15 protein-coding genes are annotated in these 16902 nt (G+C 33.1%); 8 read left to right on the top strand and 7 right to left on the bottom strand.

What is annotated here, in order from left to right:
* Positions 1-76 (top strand): cold-shock protein (locus tag ACFX4N_RS29990; protein ID WP_377263438.1); only part of this gene is annotated, 76 nt, incomplete at its 5' end.
* Between the two features lie 284 nt (positions 77-360).
* Here ACFX4N_RS29990 and ACFX4N_RS29985 read toward each other — a convergent pair.
* Positions 361-564: a cold-shock protein gene (locus tag ACFX4N_RS29985; protein ID WP_061860553.1), complete on the bottom strand. Its 204-nt coding sequence runs from the start codon at positions 562-564 to the stop codon at positions 361-363.
* A 285-nt stretch (positions 565-849) separates the two neighbouring features.
* Here ACFX4N_RS29985 and cshA point away from each other — a divergent pair, with 285 nt between their 5' ends.
* A complete protein-coding gene (gene cshA / locus ACFX4N_RS29980) occupies positions 850-2250 on the top strand; it encodes a degradosome RNA helicase CshA (RefSeq protein ID WP_377263668.1) in 1401 nt (466 codons plus the stop codon).
* Between the two features lie 604 nt (positions 2251-2854).
* Here cshA and ACFX4N_RS29975 read toward each other — a convergent pair.
* The 3 genes from ACFX4N_RS29975 to ACFX4N_RS29965 all read right to left on the bottom strand — a co-directional run bounded on the left by ACFX4N_RS29975 (position 2855) and on the right by ACFX4N_RS29965 (position 4438).
* A complete protein-coding gene (locus tag ACFX4N_RS29975; protein ID WP_207372278.1) occupies positions 2855-3055 on the bottom strand; it encodes a cold-shock protein in 201 nt (66 codons plus the stop codon).
* Positions 3056-3792: 737 nt separating this feature from the next.
* The gene (locus tag ACFX4N_RS29970) at positions 3793-3948 is read right to left on the bottom strand and encodes a hypothetical protein (protein ID WP_377263667.1); all 156 of its coding nucleotides are present in this window, start codon (positions 3946-3948) and stop codon (positions 3793-3795) included.
* A 217-nt stretch (positions 3949-4165) separates the two neighbouring features.
* Positions 4166-4438 (bottom strand): HU family DNA-binding protein, encoded by a 273-nt coding sequence (locus ACFX4N_RS29965; protein WP_097825578.1) that lies wholly within the window; start codon positions 4436-4438, stop codon positions 4166-4168.
* Between the two features lie 1344 nt (positions 4439-5782).
* On the opposite strand from ACFX4N_RS29965, the gene ACFX4N_RS29960 reads away from it, so the two are divergent.
* Positions 5783-6295 (top strand): DinB family protein, encoded by a 513-nt coding sequence (locus ACFX4N_RS29960; protein WP_377263665.1) that lies wholly within the window; start codon positions 5783-5785, stop codon positions 6293-6295.
* A 241-nt stretch (positions 6296-6536) separates the two neighbouring features.
* Positions 6537-6827 (top strand): AbrB/MazE/SpoVT family DNA-binding domain-containing protein, encoded by a 291-nt coding sequence (locus ACFX4N_RS29955; RefSeq protein ID WP_308346297.1) that lies wholly within the window; start codon positions 6537-6539, stop codon positions 6825-6827.
* Positions 6828-7307: 480 nt separating this feature from the next.
* Here the strand turns inward: ACFX4N_RS29955 and ACFX4N_RS29950 are convergent, their stop codons facing one another.
* On the bottom strand, positions 7308-8135 hold the full coding sequence (locus tag ACFX4N_RS29950; RefSeq protein ID WP_377263663.1) for an STAS domain-containing protein: 828 nt from the start codon (positions 8133-8135) through the stop codon (positions 7308-7310).
* A gap of 990 nt (positions 8136-9125) precedes the next feature.
* Positions 9126-9413, bottom strand: a complete 288-nt coding sequence (locus tag ACFX4N_RS29945) for a hypothetical protein (protein ID WP_216876426.1) — start codon at positions 9411-9413, stop codon at positions 9126-9128.
* Between the two features lie 862 nt (positions 9414-10275).
* On the opposite strand from ACFX4N_RS29945, the gene ACFX4N_RS29940 reads away from it, so the two are divergent.
* From ACFX4N_RS29940 to ACFX4N_RS29925, 4 genes are all read left to right on the top strand, one after another.
* Positions 10276-10458: a hypothetical protein gene (locus ACFX4N_RS29940; RefSeq protein ID WP_047932881.1), complete on the top strand. Its 183-nt coding sequence runs from the start codon at positions 10276-10278 to the stop codon at positions 10456-10458.
* Between the two features lie 296 nt (positions 10459-10754).
* Positions 10755-11621 carry an Rpn family recombination-promoting nuclease/putative transposase gene (locus ACFX4N_RS29935; protein WP_377263661.1) on the top strand — a complete coding sequence of 289 codons (867 nt, stop codon included), beginning with the start codon at positions 10755-10757 and terminating at the stop codon, positions 11619-11621.
* 288 nt (positions 11622-11909) lie between these two features.
* Positions 11910-13055 carry a sensor histidine kinase gene (locus ACFX4N_RS29930; RefSeq protein ID WP_377263659.1) on the top strand — a complete coding sequence of 382 codons (1146 nt, stop codon included), beginning with the start codon at positions 11910-11912 and terminating at the stop codon, positions 13053-13055.
* 4 nt (positions 13056-13059) lie between these two features.
* The gene (locus ACFX4N_RS29925; RefSeq protein WP_377263657.1) at positions 13060-13704 is read left to right on the top strand and encodes a response regulator; all 645 of its coding nucleotides are present in this window, start codon (positions 13060-13062) and stop codon (positions 13702-13704) included.
* A 224-nt stretch (positions 13705-13928) separates the two neighbouring features.
* Here ACFX4N_RS29925 and ACFX4N_RS29920 read toward each other — a convergent pair whose 3' ends face one another.
* Positions 13929-16151, bottom strand: coding sequence for an MMPL family transporter (locus ACFX4N_RS29920; RefSeq protein WP_377263655.1), 2223 nt, complete (start codon positions 16149-16151; stop codon positions 13929-13931).
* Positions 16152-16902 lie beyond the last annotated feature (751 nt).

Below are 16902 nucleotides of genomic sequence, written 5' to 3'. Positions count from 1 at the left end.
AGGTCAAAAAGTAACGTTTGATATCGAACAAGGGCAACGTGGAGCACAAGCTGCTAACGTTCATAAAGTAGCATAATTAAAATGAGTAAAAAAGACTCCACCTGGGAGTCTTTTTTTACTTTTGATTCCATTATCTAGCAAAAAACGTATTATATCTACTTTTAAAATCTAGATATAATAGAAAAACCAGAGTTTTAAGTCTGGTTTCTAGATAAAACGAACGGTACAAGGTATGGACTAGTTATACCATATATTAGAAATATAAAGCAAATATGGCATATTTATTTAGTGGGAATTTTGATTTCAGTTAAAGAAGTGCCAGAAATTTTTTTAGGGATTTATCCAAAAGGCAGCCAGAAATTATTTTTGATGGGGATTAGGTGACGCATCTAAAAGCCGTTTTTTAGCACTCATTTTATGGCCACACAAAGGACACTTTGGATGATTTTCATAAGAGAAGTTTTTTCTCATCCAACCATTACATTCTTCTGACTCACATTCCCAAGTCTCTGTTCGTTCTTTTGGTAAGGGATCTTGATCTTTCTTCCTATGGTTATAATACATAACTACATCATCCTTCCTCCTAAATAGTATACCTTTTAAAAAAGAAATAGTAGGAACCATATCTTTCTAAATTACATTACTCTTTATAGGCACTATAAGAATTTATAAATACACGGAAGCGCGGATAAAATAAGGCATGGGTTCGCCTTGTACAGATGTGTTAGAACAAGATATTCGTGGGTAGTAACACTGATTTACAATACGCAGGAATGAATAAGCAGGATCTCTGGTCAAAGAGTACTTTTCCCATTTCTGAATTTAAGTAAGAGAAGGAGCACGAAACAGTTGAAAAATTTTTCTGATTTTCATTTAAGTAAAGACATTGAAAAGGCAGTTCATAACTTGGGTTTTGAAGAGGCTACGCCGATTCAAGCTGAAGCTATTCCAATAGCTATGACGGGTAAAGATCTAATTGGACAAGCTCAAACCGGTACTGGAAAGACAACAGCTTTTGGCATACCCCTTATAGAGCGAGTTGAGCTTGCTGAGGAAACGATTCAGGGAATCGTTCTGGCACCGACACGTGAACTGGCGATTCAAGTAGCTGAAGAATTAAATCGAATTGGACAGGTAAAAGGAGTTAAAACATTACCCATTTATGGGGGGCAGGACATTAATCGTCAAATCAAGGCCCTTAAGAAAAGGCCGCATATTATCTCAGCAACTCCAGGACGTCTTATGGATCATATGAAAAGAAGAACCATTCGTTTAAATTACATTCGTACAGCTGTTCTGGATGAAGCAGATGAGATGTTAAACATGGGTTTTATTGAAGATATTCAAACGATTCTTGGTGGCATCTCTTCTCCCCATCAAACCTTACTATTTTCAGCAACCATGTCCAAGCAAGTACAAAGTTTAGCCCAGAAATTTATGAACACTCCTGAACTCGTGCAAGTAAAAGCGAAGGAGTTAACGGTAAAGAATATTGAGCAACAGTATATAGAAATTCCAGAAAATCAAAAATTTGATGTTCTTTGCAATCTTGTAGACCTTCAATCACCAGACCTTGCCATTGTGTTTGGGCGCACAAAAAAACGTGTGGATGAACTTGCTGAAGGGCTAAAAAAGCGTGGGTATGCAGCAGAAGGCATTCATGGAGACCTTACCCAATCAAAACGTACCGATGTGATTCGTCAATTCAAGGAGCATACGATTGAGATTATGGTCGCAACCGACGTTGCAGCAAGAGGACTTGATATTACAGGTGTTAGTCATGTCTATAATTTTGATATCCCTCAGGACCCTGAAAGCTACGTTCATCGTATTGGGCGAACAGGACGGGCGGGTAGTAAGGGATTGGCAGTTACATTTATAACGCCGAGAGAACGTCATCACTTAAAAGTGATCGAAGATGTCACGAAAACCAGAATGTCTAGACAATCACCTCCTACTTTCAGTGAAGTAATGGCAGGAAATCAGGAAGCAGTCATTCACCGTATTTTGAGTACCATCGACAAGAGAGAGTTCGAGGAATATAAGCCTATGGCGAAAAAGCTATTAGAAGAAGTGGATTCTGTTTCCTTACTGTCAGCCACTTTAAAGCTCTTAACAAAAGAATCGAATATGGCTCCCGTCCAATTGACTGAAGTGGCACCACTTCGTAATAAAAAGGCAAGAGCAGAACGTAGGAGAGGCAGAGGTAGAAAAGAGACAGTAGGCCGTAAAAAAAATTATAGAAAATAATCCCTTACTGTTTTATGACTATCTACTTCATTAGTAGGTATGAAGGCTTATCACACCGTACAGTGTTAAAGTACAACTATTCCTTCATGAACCAACAATCGAAGAAGGGCTGCTCATTATTTAAAATGTATACCATAATGAAGAAAACCTACACTAGTCGATGTAAACCTTTCTCAGCTTCATTACAAGAATTACTTGACGACTTTAATCATTATCCTTACGTTTGTCGAGAAGATCTAGCAAAAAAACTGGGTACAGATAAAGAATCTTAGGAGATTTAAACTATATCTTAAGGTAAATGAAAGTGAAAATTTTATTATTTCTAATACAGGAGAGGATGAGGGCTATGAGCGAAAACCTATTTACTAATGGAGAAATAGTAAGTATAAGAGTATCTAATGAATTAGTGACAATCTTAAAAAATCATTATGTAAAAAACATGAAAAGATACTCTTATACAGTCGACAAATACCCAAATACTTTTTTCTTTGAAGAAGAATTAATGAAATACGAATAACAATTACTACTGAATGAGTTCTGGTAAAAAGGACTTTTAAAGCAAAAACAGACTCTGAAGATAGAGTCTGTTTTTTATTATGGTTTCTTATGCTTTACGTACGTTTGTCGCTTGTGGTCCACGTTGCCCTTGTTCGATATCAAAAGTCACTTCTTGACCTTCATCCAAGGATTTAAAACCGTCACCTTGAATAGCTGAGAAGTGAACAAACACATCTTCTCCACCTTCACGCTCGATAAATCCAAAACCTTTGTCGGCATTAAACCATTTCACTTTACCGTGTTCCATTTTGTTGCCTCCTAGAATATAGAAAATAAACCAGATTATAATTAAACCTAGCTTATTTATTATATTATCCCAATAAAGACATCTTAAACTTAAATTAATTTGATCTTTCTAACGTGCTTTATCATTACCCACTTCACTAAAAGATTATTAGGGTATGATTATATACATCATAATGAGGTTATCATGCAAAAACTTCAAAATATTTATAAGTGACCTTCTAAACATGGAAATGATGGAAGATCGAAAATTACCCGTTGTCCACACAATGCATTATGCATTGTATTCATCAATATGAACCTAAATTAGATGAGAGAGCACAATGGGACCGGTCTGTCCAAAAAGAAAGGGAAGTTTACAAAAAAAATTTGAATAGTGGCGTAAAAATACATTCTATTAGATAGGAATCTATATACCTTTTTCATATAAATGCAACCTACGCGCTAGAATCCGTAAACTTGTTTACAAATAAAAAATGACGCCGTTTTAGGCGCCATTTTTCACAGAATAGAGAAGGACACACCCTATGCACGGGCGGTACGCTTAACACATCGTCTTGATTTGATAATACCCAGTGTTCAACTTTAATAAACCTTTGGTGATGACGATTTATGCAAAATATCTGCATGGAGGTAAGTCTACACATAATCTGGATTTTTGCGTGTAAATAAATAACAAAAAAACAAAGTTAAATTGTCTTTCTGTACACCTCACCTATGATTTATGTCATTTATAAGAGATTATTTTTCCTCATATTTTAAAGGCAAGGGGGAGAAATCATTTTTTGTAACTGATTGTTTAAAAACTAAATTCCTATGCTCTCTCTCTTCTAATAAATCTCTAATCTCTTTACATAAATGAATTCCCATATTCAATAATTCGATTTCTTGTGACATCCGATTTGCTCCCTCTTGAATAAGTTTATAAAAAATTTTACGTAAAATGAAAAAAGTCTTTGAAATGGGACAATAATTATCTTTGTGAAAGGATTTGATTGAAGGAGCAGAGCATATATGCAGAAATAAAGGCAAATGGGTGTTTAATTTATAAATTTATATTACTTTATAAAAATCAAAACAAGGCACCTTTTCTATCTATTGTAGATACACGAGGTTATTTAACAGCTTGTTTTAATTCCTTTCCTGCTTTAAAGGAAGCAATTTTTGAAGCAGGAATCTGCATTGTTTCACCTGTTTGAGGGTTTCGACCTGTTCGTTCTGCACGTTCTCGTACTTCAAATGTACCAAAGCCAATTAGTTGGATTTTTTCTTCCTTGGCAAGTTCGGCAGCAATTGTTTCAAATACTACATTCACAGCTTTTGTAGCGTCTTTCTGTGTTAGATCTGCTTTTGTTGCAACGGCACTTATTAGTTCCATTTTATTCATAGTCAAACACCTCATTTCATTTGTTTAAGCAAGTATATTAGGGGAATAATCTAGCTTTTATGCACTTGCTCTCTTATAAGATTAGATAAAAGTAGGTAAATACCCTTTAATTAATATACAATATATAACAAATTCTTTAATACAGTTAATTTTCTATAGTTATAATAAACGCATGTCCCACAGAAACTTAAAATAAAAAGAACCCAATCAGTTGGGGAGTTTATTGGAGCTTCTTCTCTTAGAGCCACAGGTAATCAATATTAAAACAAGAAGGACCTTTACTTAGGGGTCTTCTTTTACCGATAATTCACATTACGTAAAATCATTTATAATAAATTGTACTTAATAAAAAAGAATCCTTTGCTGATAGGCAAAGGATTTTCAAATTTATCGGAATAGGGGGAATATGTTATTAGTTTGGACAGTTTTATAGATTAATATACAGGAGAGATTAAAGAATTATATTTTTTATTTTAAAATCCATTTTGCCAATAACCCGTTTTTGCTAAATGGAGAGACTTTCTCTTTCAAGAAATACACAGATGTAATCAAGTAAATATTAAATTATTTATTGAATATTAAACATTTCATTATTTACACTTAACCCAGGCAAATATGAACTTTTACTTCTTATCCTATACGAATCTATCTTCTATTTCTCTTCCGAAAAATTGTTATATATACGACAAATAAACAATAAATCTATAAGTATTTAATTTTAATATGTTTTAAATAACGTGAATTAAATCTAAAATAAAAAACTAATTTCTTTTATATAAAACAGTAAATGAATAAACGACCTTACAAAAATATTAGTTTCACTATTTACTCTACCTGACGACAAATTAGTTCTTTTTCTACAAGATAGGTAAATGATATAACTATTTTTAATAAAGTATGTTTGGTTTTACTTAATGATACAACGAAAAGCGAAACTAAACATAATCAACTTTATATAAACTAGAATTACATATCGTATACATGGTCTAAGTATATGACATAACGTATAAAAAGGTGTAATTTTTGACAGTATCTACAACATAAAAAATACCTTACATTACTGTTGTTAAATGACAATAAAGATGTTCAAACGAGTAAATACAATTGCTACATTACATTTATTAATGGCGTTTAAAAACGTTAGTCATGTTGTTATTCCATTAAAGGTCCTTCTAATGGAATAAGACTTATTGATTTCACGGCAGTTAAGTTATAGAAGGATTTTTATAATTAAAACAGAATAAATAAATAACTAAAATTACATAATTTGTAAGTTTAGTTATTTATCATTTAGGTATCAATTGATCAATACGAAAGAATAGTGAAAAAAGGAGGAAATTTAGAATGACGCATCCCGCATTAAAAATGTACGACTACCACGTATGGGCAAATGGAGTTATAATTGATCGTTTGAAAGAACTTCCAGAAGACATTTATCATAAGGGAATTCAGAGTGGTTTTTCTTCGATATCAAAAGTGTTGTCTCACATTTATCTCACAGATTACGCATGGTTTGACATAATCTCAGGTAAAAGTATGAATGAAGCAATGACGTCTACGGATCAATTAAGAGAAGAGGTGGAAACGAAAAGTATTGAGGAAATGAAAAAAATATTTCTAGACTTATCTGAACGAAACAAAGCACTTCTGAACAATCAAGAAGATATTGAAAGGTTGATTGAGGTGGATAACCCATATGCTGGGTTGCTTGAAACTTCCATTTCTGAATCGGTACTACACGTTGTCACTCACGGATCCTATCATCGTGGCAATATAGCTACCATGTTGCGGCAAATGGGACACACCTCCGTGATGCAAGATTATGGACTTTACCTATTCATGCCCCAATCTTCATGATTACTCGGCTTGGGGTCTTATATATTTTTGTGAAAAAATTATTCAATTATTATCATTTGTTTAAAAGAATTCTAACTTAAAAGTTAGGGTTATTTTCTCTTTTGTATATAGAATAGGGTGTTCTTTTTGAAAAAATTGATTTGAACAGTATTGGGGCTAATTACTAAATAAAGTTAGTAAGAAGAATACGTGTTACAATGAATAAGCATCAAGAGTCTTACACCATAAGGAGAGAGCTACTATGAAAAGTACAGGTATTGTGAGAAAAGTGGATCCATTAGGACGCGTTGTCCTTCCAAGTGAATTGCGTAGAGTTTTAGATATAGAAGATAAAACGCCGATAGAGATTTATGTTGATGGTAAAGAAATTATTCTTAAAAAATATCAAGTAAACCAAGAGTGTATGATAACTGGAGAAATAAAAAGAGAAAATAAAAGATATGCCGGAAATCTTATGCTAAGCCCTGAAGGTGCAGAAATGTTATTACAAGAATTGAGAAGAAAAACAAAGCCACTAATAAACAATAGATAATCTTAAAATATACAAGATTTTATACAGTGTGCATAGCTATTAGAAACTTATAGATATTGATAAACCAACCATGCATAAACAATAAATTTAGGCATAACGGGAGTCCTTGTGTATCAAGGACTCTTTTTTTTATTGGGTTTCGGAAAGAGACATTATATTAACTAACTTTGCGTATCATATACAGCCTAAAAACAGAAAACTACCCCCACATAACAAAAGTTAGTTTTTTCTAGTCGTTGAAATATAGATGTTAAGCTGATGCTCTATTGCATCTTGAGCAGTTTGCTCACTAGGTAAAAGATTATACAAAAAATAAAAAAGAATCCTTTGCTAATCAGGGCAAAGGATTTACTTCGGTTAATTTACATAAATTAAATATTAAAATGGTAATATTAATTATAAAATTAGCGTTCTAAGCCATAATAGGCAAGACTATTCGACTTACAATCATTTTTTGATACTTGAAATATTTATTCATATTTACTGCATTCGAGAGTTTGTGTAGTCTAATGCTCCATAAAGACTGTTGAAAGTGACGATGTCATTTAATTTTACACCTAACTGAACCATTGTCAGGGCAATTTCAGAGCGAATGCCACTTAATACAACATCTATTCCTATAAGTTTCAAAGCCGCAACTACTTTGAAAAGTTGGTCTGCAACCATGGTATCAATAATAGGTACGGCAGATAGATCAATAATTAACCAACTTAGTTTGTAAGTATTACCTTGTTTCAATGCATTTTCCATTAAAATTTGAGCTCTATGTGTATCAATCTCCCCTACAAGAGGAATTACGCCAATTTCTTTTGTTATACGCACTACAGGTATAGATAGTTCATCTATAGCGTACTGTGCAGATTGAATCTTATTTGTATAATCTTTCATATAAGATTTACTTATCCAATGTACAGCTTTATCTACTACTAAATTGTATCTAGATATCACTTTAGAGAACATATCAAAAGAAAAATTTTCTTTCTTTGCTTCTTCTGTAATGATTTCTCCAATTAGATTTCGATAATAACTGATTTCTTCTAAAGCAATATCTAAAGGAAGTTGAAGAGTTGTTAATACATTTGCTACTTCCATTCCCCACTTTTCTAAGATTTGAAAAGTATGCTCTTTATTAATAGATATAGATTCTGCATAGATTTTAATTAAATTCTCTCGCCAAGGAACCAATTGAACATACACATCATGATTATAAAAATGATAGTGTCTTTTTTGTTCAGCTAATTCTTCTTTTTTATGTAAGATTACAGCCGTAATTTGTTGTAATTTTTTATTTAGCAATACATCTTCCATTTTTTCACCTACTAAACATCATGATTATGTAGTAAAAGCATAACATATATAAGTTTGTAGTAAAATGGATCACCATATACAAAAACTAAATAACTTAAATCGTACTACTGAGTGATTGCAACGTGTTTTTTTATCACCTTACTTTATTAGCAAGAGATCTATTGATTACGTGGTTCCTGTAATTCACATTATGGTAACTACGTTTGTATATCATATACAGCTTAAAAAGAGAAAAACTCCTGCTGTGTCTGAACAGGAGTTTTTCTCTTTGCATTAACAGAATGTCCTTTTGATGCTATTGCTTACATCTTGGGTAGTTTGTTCAAGCTGTGATTTATTATTCATTTTTATAATTATTAAATAAAAAGAAACAGACTTGTTAGGAAGTCTGCAACTGCAACAAGAAATAAAGCTATTTACATACAACAGGTATTGTATATGATCCAGCGAACTTTAGCAGTCTGCCCTATTGAGGAGATTCTATACTTTATTGACCTTATGTAGACTAGATTTGTATATCGTATATATTTAAAAAAAAGAAAAGACCACCTCTTCCCAGTTAAAAGAGATGGTCTTCCTCTATGCGTTGAATTGTAGTCGTAAATGACTCTATCACAGCGTCTTGTTTAGTTTGCTCAAGTTGCTATTTATTATCCGTTTATAGTGGGAGAAGAATATAAATCAATTTCTTTTACTGGTTATTTGTACCAAAAGGTCGGTAAGAAAGATAATAGCAAAGGGAACAATGCAAACAATGAATATCTCACGAAAGACCATATAAGCCTTATTATTCATTTATATTGGATCCACCTTTATATTTTAGAGTAAACATTCTAGGGTTTCTTAAGTAGTAGAATGTTCGAATAAAGGGAAAGTATTCATTTCAAATAAAACAACAGGATTAATCATGCTGATATTTTTAGCATTTACTTCTCATAATGGTGATATGATGATAGGTCACTTGTCTTGGAGGGCATAAAAAAAGCCAGCTCATTGAGCTAACTGTAGTTTATTGTTCTTTATTGGATTAAAACTGTTGAGATAGACCTTTTCTTGAGCATACTTGAAATAATACCCCAGTTCATCTTGGTAGATTTTACGAGTAAAGAATCTTTCAAGTGTAGTGTTCTTAGCACTGCCAAAGAAGTAGTCTCCTGTATCAGTATAAAAGATGTCAATAGCATAAATAGAAAAGTCATAAACATATGGAAAGCTGTACACAGCAAACTTACTAGTAATACCTTGCTCATACCTCTTGATGTGCTCTGTCTTTTTCATAATATTTCAACTCCCTTGACTTAAGAATAACAGTACTCTGGAGAGTAATTCATTGTTTTTTATATAAAATTAAAAGGAGGAACAACAAACAATGAAATTGTCCCTCCCAAGCAGAAAATGAACAAAACATGCTGCATATACAATGTTTTGTCATTAATCGATAGTATACCATGAGAACGATGTCCTATAACCTTTGATACACGTATGTATAAAAAATGAAACATCTTGTAGCACTACTGACACATTGTTGATAAAAAAAGGCATCATCCCGTCATAAAACACGGCATATACAGCCTAAAATAGAAAAGCTACTGTGCCTCAACAGTAGCTTTTCATTAAAGAAATTAGATTGCAAATACCAATGTCGGAAGGTATCCGATTACATTTTATTCCTGTTTTCTAAAAAATATACTAACAGCAAATGAAAAAACTATCCTATGCGAGTAGGATAGTTTTTTTGCAAAAAGAAAAAAGAATTGTACATGAATGGAGTTTCCACGCTCTTTTGTAGTTTGCTCAACATATAGAATGTTATTCATTATTGCAAGTACGCAATGATCTAAAATTGAATATGACATATTGTCTATAAAGGTGGATTAATTTTTATACGTTCATAAAGGTTTATTTTATTAATTAAATAGACACTCTGTCGTTTGATTCTACACAGTATAAAAGGGTGTGCCTTTTGGGACTACCTACATTGGACAATCCTGACCATAGATTATGTATTATATCCTCAATATTTTTAATTACATTATATTCATCCACTTATTCTTAAAGGATTTATTGAAAAGCTATAGAACATATTACTTAACAAAAATCATATAAATATTTCCAATTAAAATTGAAGGCTGGTGAAAGTATGGGAAATGAAAAAATGGTTGAGTTGCTTGATAAGTTAATTGAAAGGTCTGAAAGATGGTCTAAGGATGCAGAAAAAAGAAAAGATCTAAATAGTTCAATATTTTATGAGGGACAAACGAAAGCTTTTGAAGAAGTAAAACGAAAGTTTAAGCGAAATATAGATAATTATTCACACTTATAATCTGTATATGAAGAAAAAACTACTGTTGGCAAACACTGGGTGGCTTTTTACTTTGTTAACAACAATAGTTACTCTAACATCTTGTATTAGATTTGAATATTACGTCCTGTACGTTTCGGGACCCCAAATGAATCAGATTCAACTAAATGACTTTCTTCTCCCCTTGCAAATGTATTAGAAATTGGTTCAAGTTTCTTTTGATGATAAAGAGATTATTTTGTCGTAGACATTTGCAAACACTTCGATCTATCTTATAAAATAAAAGTAAGAAATAAGATAGATAGGAAGAGAAACCCATGGCCACAAAATTAGTCAACTTACGAATCGATTTTGCTTTTAAACAATTATTCGGTACAAAAGGCAGTGAGGATATATTAACTGGTTTTCTAAATGCCGTTTTAGAAAAATCTTTAGATGCACCTATCATGTCTCTTCAATTAGAGGATCCACATCTTCATAAAGCTTACGAAGATGATAAATTGTCCATCTTAGATTTATTAGCCACACTAGATAATGGGACACAAGTGAATATAGAAATACAACTTCGTAACACGCATGATATGATTAAGCGTTCTTTGTATTATTGGAGTAAATTATATACCTCCCAAATGCAAGAAGGGATGCCCTATCGCTCCTTACGAAAAACCATTACCATTAATTTATTAGATTTTATCCTATTTCCTTCGGATGAAGAATTCCACACAACCGGCCAACTATGGAATACACAAAAGCAACGTGTTTTAAGTGATGATATTGAAATTCACTTTGTGGAAATTCCAAAGCTTGTGAAACAATGGCGTGAAGAAAAAGTAAATCCATGGGAAAATGCATTTGTTCGTTGGATTTTATTATTACCGGCTCATGAAGATGAACATTTAACACAAACATTGGAGGAGATTGCAATGAATCAAGATCCAATTCTACAAAAAGCGATAGATAAATGGGAAAATATGAGTCATGATTCTTCTTTTCGAAGTGCATATGAAGCACGGGAAAAGTTATTACTTGATGAACAAGCCAAGTTAGCTCATGCGCGGGAAGAAGGCTTAGAAGAAGGGAAAATTCAGTTGATTCGGGACATGCATAAGAATGGAATGCCATTAGAAGATATTGTGAAATTCACAGGGTTAAGTATAGAAAAAATAAGACGATTAATACAATAATATACAGAGTTACAAAAGCTTTGCGAAAAATCTCGCAGAGCTTTTTATATTACATATTCATTACTTTTTGGAATAATTAAATGAATGGTATTTTAGTACAAGCTATTACTGTCAGGTGGAAATTTTGTGCATGTAAGAGTTCTTTTAGACCATACGTTAGGAATTTTGATTGCCCTTAAGGGCATACATCGATAGAGAATTTATATTATGTTTATTACTAAAGGAAGTGAAGTAGTCATGAATAGGACATCTTACGAGAGAACACCGAATGAGAAGGAATATAACAATATGATTGCTGCAAGGCTGCCTGGGTTAATATGGATAGTCATAGCTTATACTATATCTTTAATATTACAAATTCAGACTGCAGCTACAATTGAGCAATGCGTAACTTTTACGATACTCATTATACTTTTCGGAACTATTTACTGGTATTCTAACTTATTTTTACCGAGGAGATATTGGTTATACTTCGTCTTACAATCATTAATTGTATATATCAGTGCCTTTTTTATGCGAAATATCCCTGTCATAATCATTACTCTCTATCCCTTATTAATTGGACAAGTAATAGGAGCAACAGGCCGCAAAAAAAACTATCTCTTCTTGATTATTCTTGTTTTATTCACTATAAACACTTTGGTTATTGTCCCATTTAAATCCATTGACACATTTTTAATTATGACTATCCCTATTATGGTCGTCATTGTATCTTATGCTGTTATATTTTTTAATCAAGTTAACGCTAGAATACGGACGCAGCATATTTTAGAAGAAATTGAATTGGCTCATCAACAAGTTGAACGGCTTACGATACATAATGAGCGTCAAAGATTAGCAAGAGATTTACATGATACGTTGGCACAAGGGTTGGCTGGACTAAAGATGCAATTAGAAGCGACTAATATTCATCTTAATAAGGGAAATGACAAACGAGCAAAAGAAATTGTCGTCCAATCTATGAGGAGAGTTAGTGAAACATTAGCTGCTGCACGACTAGCCATTGATAATTTACGTCTGCATACTAAGGAAGAGTATGACTTCCAACAATGTATTATAGATGAAGTACAGCATTTTACTGACGCAACCGGACTAGAATGTCATGTTAATTTCAGGATTATGAAGCAACTTTCCAGTACAATATCTGAACACTGCTTACGCATTATAACTGAATGCTTATCAAATATAGCACGTCATGCAAAAGCAACAAATGTCTGGATAAGGATTGAGGAAAAGGGTGGAATCCTCTCTCTTTTGGTAAAGGATGATGGGGTCGGTTTTAATATTGAAATGAAGATAGGTAAGGGGAGTCACTATGGCTTGCTAGGTATTCAAGAAAGGGTACGAATTATAGGAGGGAAAGTAGATATTAATAGCGAGAAAGATAAGGGAACAAATATACAAATTAACATCCCACTGCAAGGAGCTGAGTAAATAAATGCAACATAGAATATTAATTGTAGATGATCATCTTGTAGTGAGAGAAGGTCTTAAGTTGCTTATTGAAACAAGTGATAAATATGCCATAGTAGGAGAAGCTGAAAATGGAAGAATGGCTATAGATCTAGTAGAGAAGTTAAAGCCAGATGTAATTTTGATGGACTTGTACATGCCGGTAATGAGTGGATTAGAAGCGATTAAGAAGATAGGAATAACAAACCCTGGAATACCTATCATTATCCTCACTACCTATAACGAGGATCAATTGATGATGGAGGGGATTGAAGCAGGTGCTAAAGGATATTTATTAAAAGATACAAACGTAGAGAACCTATTCGAATCCATTGATTCAGCTATTAGGGGAGAGACTTTGCTACAACCTGAAATCATAGAACGAATCAAAAATTATAAAACAAAACTTCTTAAAGATCAAAGTAAAGCCAAAATAGTGTTAACTCAAAAAGAAATAACCATCTTACAATCTGTGGCACGCGGCTCTACAAGTAAAGAAATTGCTTATGATATAGGAATTGCAGAGAGGACAGTAAAGTCTAAGTTAACCAGTATTTATAACAAATTAGGAGTAGATTCAAGAGCTGAAGCTGTAGCTGTAGCCATTCAATTAGGCATCCTCCATTTATAAAGCGAAAAAAGAGGAGATGAATTATCTCTTCTTTTTTCGCTTCAAGTAGGAACTTCTTTTCAAAGCTATTCTAAATCATACATATAGAAAGCTAAGATTTAAAAAATAAAAAACGGTAACTCTTTTTACAGTTTATCTAATTAAAAATTATATGTTTAAAATACATTTGTTGAGTAGCAACAAATAACAAAAAGACCTCTACATATAAAGTAGAGGTCTTTTTGTTATTTTTCATATCCTAAGCTATGCTTTTTCTCTTTTTTATTTTTTTCCTTTTCTAATATTTCGTTCAGGCTATGCCCCTCAATGTCGACATTTGGAATAATTCTATCTAACCATTTTGGTAAGTACCAAGATGCTTTACCCATCAGTATCATAAGACCTGGGATAATGGTTAATCTAATAATAAAGGCATCAAAGAGAATACCAAATGCGAGTGACAATCCCATTGATTTAATCTGTAAGTCTTCTGGGAATATGAAACCTGCAAACACGAAAATCATGATTAATCCAGCAGCAGTAACAACAGGTCCACTGAATTTGATACCGGCTTGAACAGATTCTCTTGCATTCCCTGTATTCACATATTCTTCTCGCATACGACTAACAAGAAAGACTTGGTAGTCCATAGCAAGACCAAACAAGATACCTATTACAAGAACTGGTAAGAAAGCTAAAATTGGTCCTTTGGCTGGTATTCCAAATAAATCACCTAAATAACCATCTTGTAAAACGAATACCGTAAACCCTAGCGTAGCTGTCATGGTCAATAGGAAGCCTAAAACCGCCGTAAGAGGAACGAGCAGTGATCGGAATACAATTAGTAGTAATAAGAAAGCAAATCCTACAATTAGACTAGCGAATACTGGTATGGCTTCATTCAATTTTTCTGCTATATCAATATTGACTGCCGTAATACCCGTGACATATATATGTGGACTCTCTTTACTATCTGCTAACGTAACGTCGCGGATATCATGTACTAAATCTGTTGTTTCTTTGTCGTTAGGTCCCGTTTTAGGAGTAATATTAACAATGGCATATTTCCCATTCTCACTTGGTACTGCAGGAGTTGCGCTAGCTACATTGTCTAACTTTGTTAGCTTTTTAGCCATGTTGTTGATTTTATCCATTTTGTTTCCATCTATGTCAGATGCATCAATCAACGCAACGAGTGGACCGTTAACTCCTTTACCAAACCCTTCTGCCATTAAATCATACGCTTGTCTTTCAGGTGTATTTTCACCTTTCATGCCGTTATCAGGAAGACCTAGTCTTAGATGAAGTGCAGGTACACTCACAGTCAATAGAAGCAAAATACCAATAATCGTAATCAGCAATGGCTGACGTTTGAGGAATCTTCCCCACCAGTTGGTTGATTGATTTTGATTTTTTTCTCTTCTTTTAGCAATGAATTGAAAAATGCCTGAAACCTTACGATTGGGTCTCATTTTATTACCTGTCCAAGCTAAAATAGCTGGAACTAACGTGATAGAAATAAGTATGGCCATCAACACACTAATAGCTGCAGTTAACCCCATCGTCGCAAGGAACGGAATACCAACTACGGTCAATCCACAAAGAGCTACGATAACGGTCAAACCAGCAAATACCACAGCTCCTCCAGCTGTCCCTGTTGCTTGGGCAATGGATTTATGAATATCCATCTCTTCTGATAGTTGTTGTCTGTGCTTAGAGAAAATAAATAATGCATAGTCAATACCAACTGCTAAACCAATCATGATGGATAGCGTCATACTTACGGATGAGATATCGAAGAACTTAGTAGATAGGAATGTAATTCCTAAACTTGTAGCTAGTCCTATTAAAGCCGTGAAAATTGGTAATCCTGCAATCAGAAATGAAGTAAACATTACAGCTAGTACGATGAAAGCCATCACAATTCCAATTACCTCAGATACGCCACCGATCTTAAGGGAAGAGAGTGTAATATCTCCACTTAATTCTGTTTTGATACCTTTATCTTCTGTCATCTTGGCACTATCTTTGACTAATTTTTTGGACTTCTCTGTTATATTTTCAGCTTTTTTCTTGTAAGTAATATCAGCATAGGCAACAGTACCATCACTACTAATAGTTCCCACTTCATAAGGGTTTGCAATAGATTTTACTGCTTTATCTTTTGATATTTTAGTTAGGGCGTCTGAGATAGTTTTTTGATTTTCTTTTGAATCAAGTTTTTCGTTTTCAACAGCACCGAAAATTATCCGTATTGACCCCACCTTAGGTGCAGATGGAAATTCTTCAGAAATGATATTACCTGCTTTTTCCGAAGGTGTACCTGGTATAGCCATATCATCATTGAATGTTGGTTTCAATGTAAAAGCAATGGTTAGAATAGCAACCATTATAATAATCCACCCACCAAGAACTTTGAACTTGTTTCTGGCAGACCAACCTCCTATTTTATACAACAATTTAGACATATCTTTCTCCTCTCAATCTATTAATCAAGACACATCGTAACAAAGTATTTTGAAGCTGAATACGTACGTTTGGGCAGATTTATTATTCTCTTGAAAATTTTTATAATGAAGTTCTCAAAAAGAATTATTATCCTCTTCTTTTTTTAAAATGCGTTTTCAATAAGTCTGAATTCTTCTTTAGAAAATATATATTAAATTGCCCTTACGTACATCTTTAAAAGTTGATTTTATATTAAGATAAACAAAGTTAAAGCTTAAGAATATGGAAAAATCATGTTGTTTACGAGAGAAATAATCTGAATATGTAAAGTTATTTGAAATTGATAGTAAGTTTCTAAAAACTTAATAATCTAATTCTGAAATCTTTTAGTCACTATGAAAAGGAGTGAACCACTCAATTGTTTAAGCATTTTAGGAAGAGAAGTTGTTACGTTTGTTTAGTTTGTGGATATAGCCATTTATCAAAACCACTGTACAATCGAAAAGGGCTACCTAATATAGGACTAATCTGTAATTGCTGCGGTTTTCAACCGGGATATGACGATACGAAATTAGAAACAACCATTGCGGAATATCGGGAATATTGGATACTAGGAGGAACCTTGTGGTTCAATGATAAGAAAAAACCTAAAGACTGGGATTTCAAACAACAATTAGCCAATATTAATATAAGAGAATAGATTGGGCTATTCTTTCCTGAGAAGAGATATTTTGAAAACAAAATTACACGGTTAATCACAAAAATATAAAA

This window comes from Priestia sp. YIM B13551, assembly GCF_042787905.1.
In the GTDB taxonomy this organism is placed as follows: domain Bacteria; phylum Bacillota; class Bacilli; order Bacillales; family Bacillaceae_H; genus Priestia.
This window is presented reverse-complemented; position numbering and strand designations above follow the sequence as displayed.

Bases quoted from the DNA above. Each gene is read 5' to 3' on its own strand.
- ACFX4N_RS29985 (WP_061860553.1), bottom strand. From the start codon at position 564: ATGTATTATAACCATAGGAAGAAAGATCAAGATCCCTTACCAAAAGAA.
- ACFX4N_RS29975 (WP_207372278.1), bottom strand. From the start codon at position 3,055: ATGGAACACGGTAAAGTGAAATGGTTTAATGCCGACAAAGGTTTTGGA.
- ACFX4N_RS29970 (WP_377263667.1), bottom strand. From the start codon at position 3,948: ATGTCACAAGAAATCGAATTATTGAATATGGGAATTCATTTATGTAAA.
- ACFX4N_RS29965 (WP_097825578.1), bottom strand. From the start codon at position 4,438: ATGAATAAAATGGAACTAATAAGTGCCGTTGCAACAAAAGCAGATCTA.
- ACFX4N_RS29960 (WP_377263665.1), top strand. From the start codon at position 5,783: ATGACGCATCCCGCATTAAAAATGTACGACTACCACGTATGGGCAAAT.
- ACFX4N_RS29955 (WP_308346297.1), top strand. From the start codon at position 6,537: ATGAAAAGTACAGGTATTGTGAGAAAAGTGGATCCATTAGGACGCGTT.
- ACFX4N_RS29950 (WP_377263663.1), bottom strand. From the start codon at position 8,135: ATGGAAGATGTATTGCTAAATAAAAAATTACAACAAATTACGGCTGTA.
- ACFX4N_RS29945 (WP_216876426.1), bottom strand. From the start codon at position 9,413: ATGAAAAAGACAGAGCACATCAAGAGGTATGAGCAAGGTATTACTAGT.
- ACFX4N_RS29940 (WP_047932881.1), top strand. From the start codon at position 10,276: ATGGGAAATGAAAAAATGGTTGAGTTGCTTGATAAGTTAATTGAAAGG.
- ACFX4N_RS29935 (WP_377263661.1), top strand. From the start codon at position 10,755: ATGGCCACAAAATTAGTCAACTTACGAATCGATTTTGCTTTTAAACAA.
- ACFX4N_RS29930 (WP_377263659.1), top strand. From the start codon at position 11,910: ATGATTGCTGCAAGGCTGCCTGGGTTAATATGGATAGTCATAGCTTAT.
- ACFX4N_RS29925 (WP_377263657.1), top strand. From the start codon at position 13,060: ATGCAACATAGAATATTAATTGTAGATGATCATCTTGTAGTGAGAGAA.
- ACFX4N_RS29920 (WP_377263655.1), bottom strand. From the start codon at position 16,151: ATGTCTAAATTGTTGTATAAAATAGGAGGTTGGTCTGCCAGAAACAAG.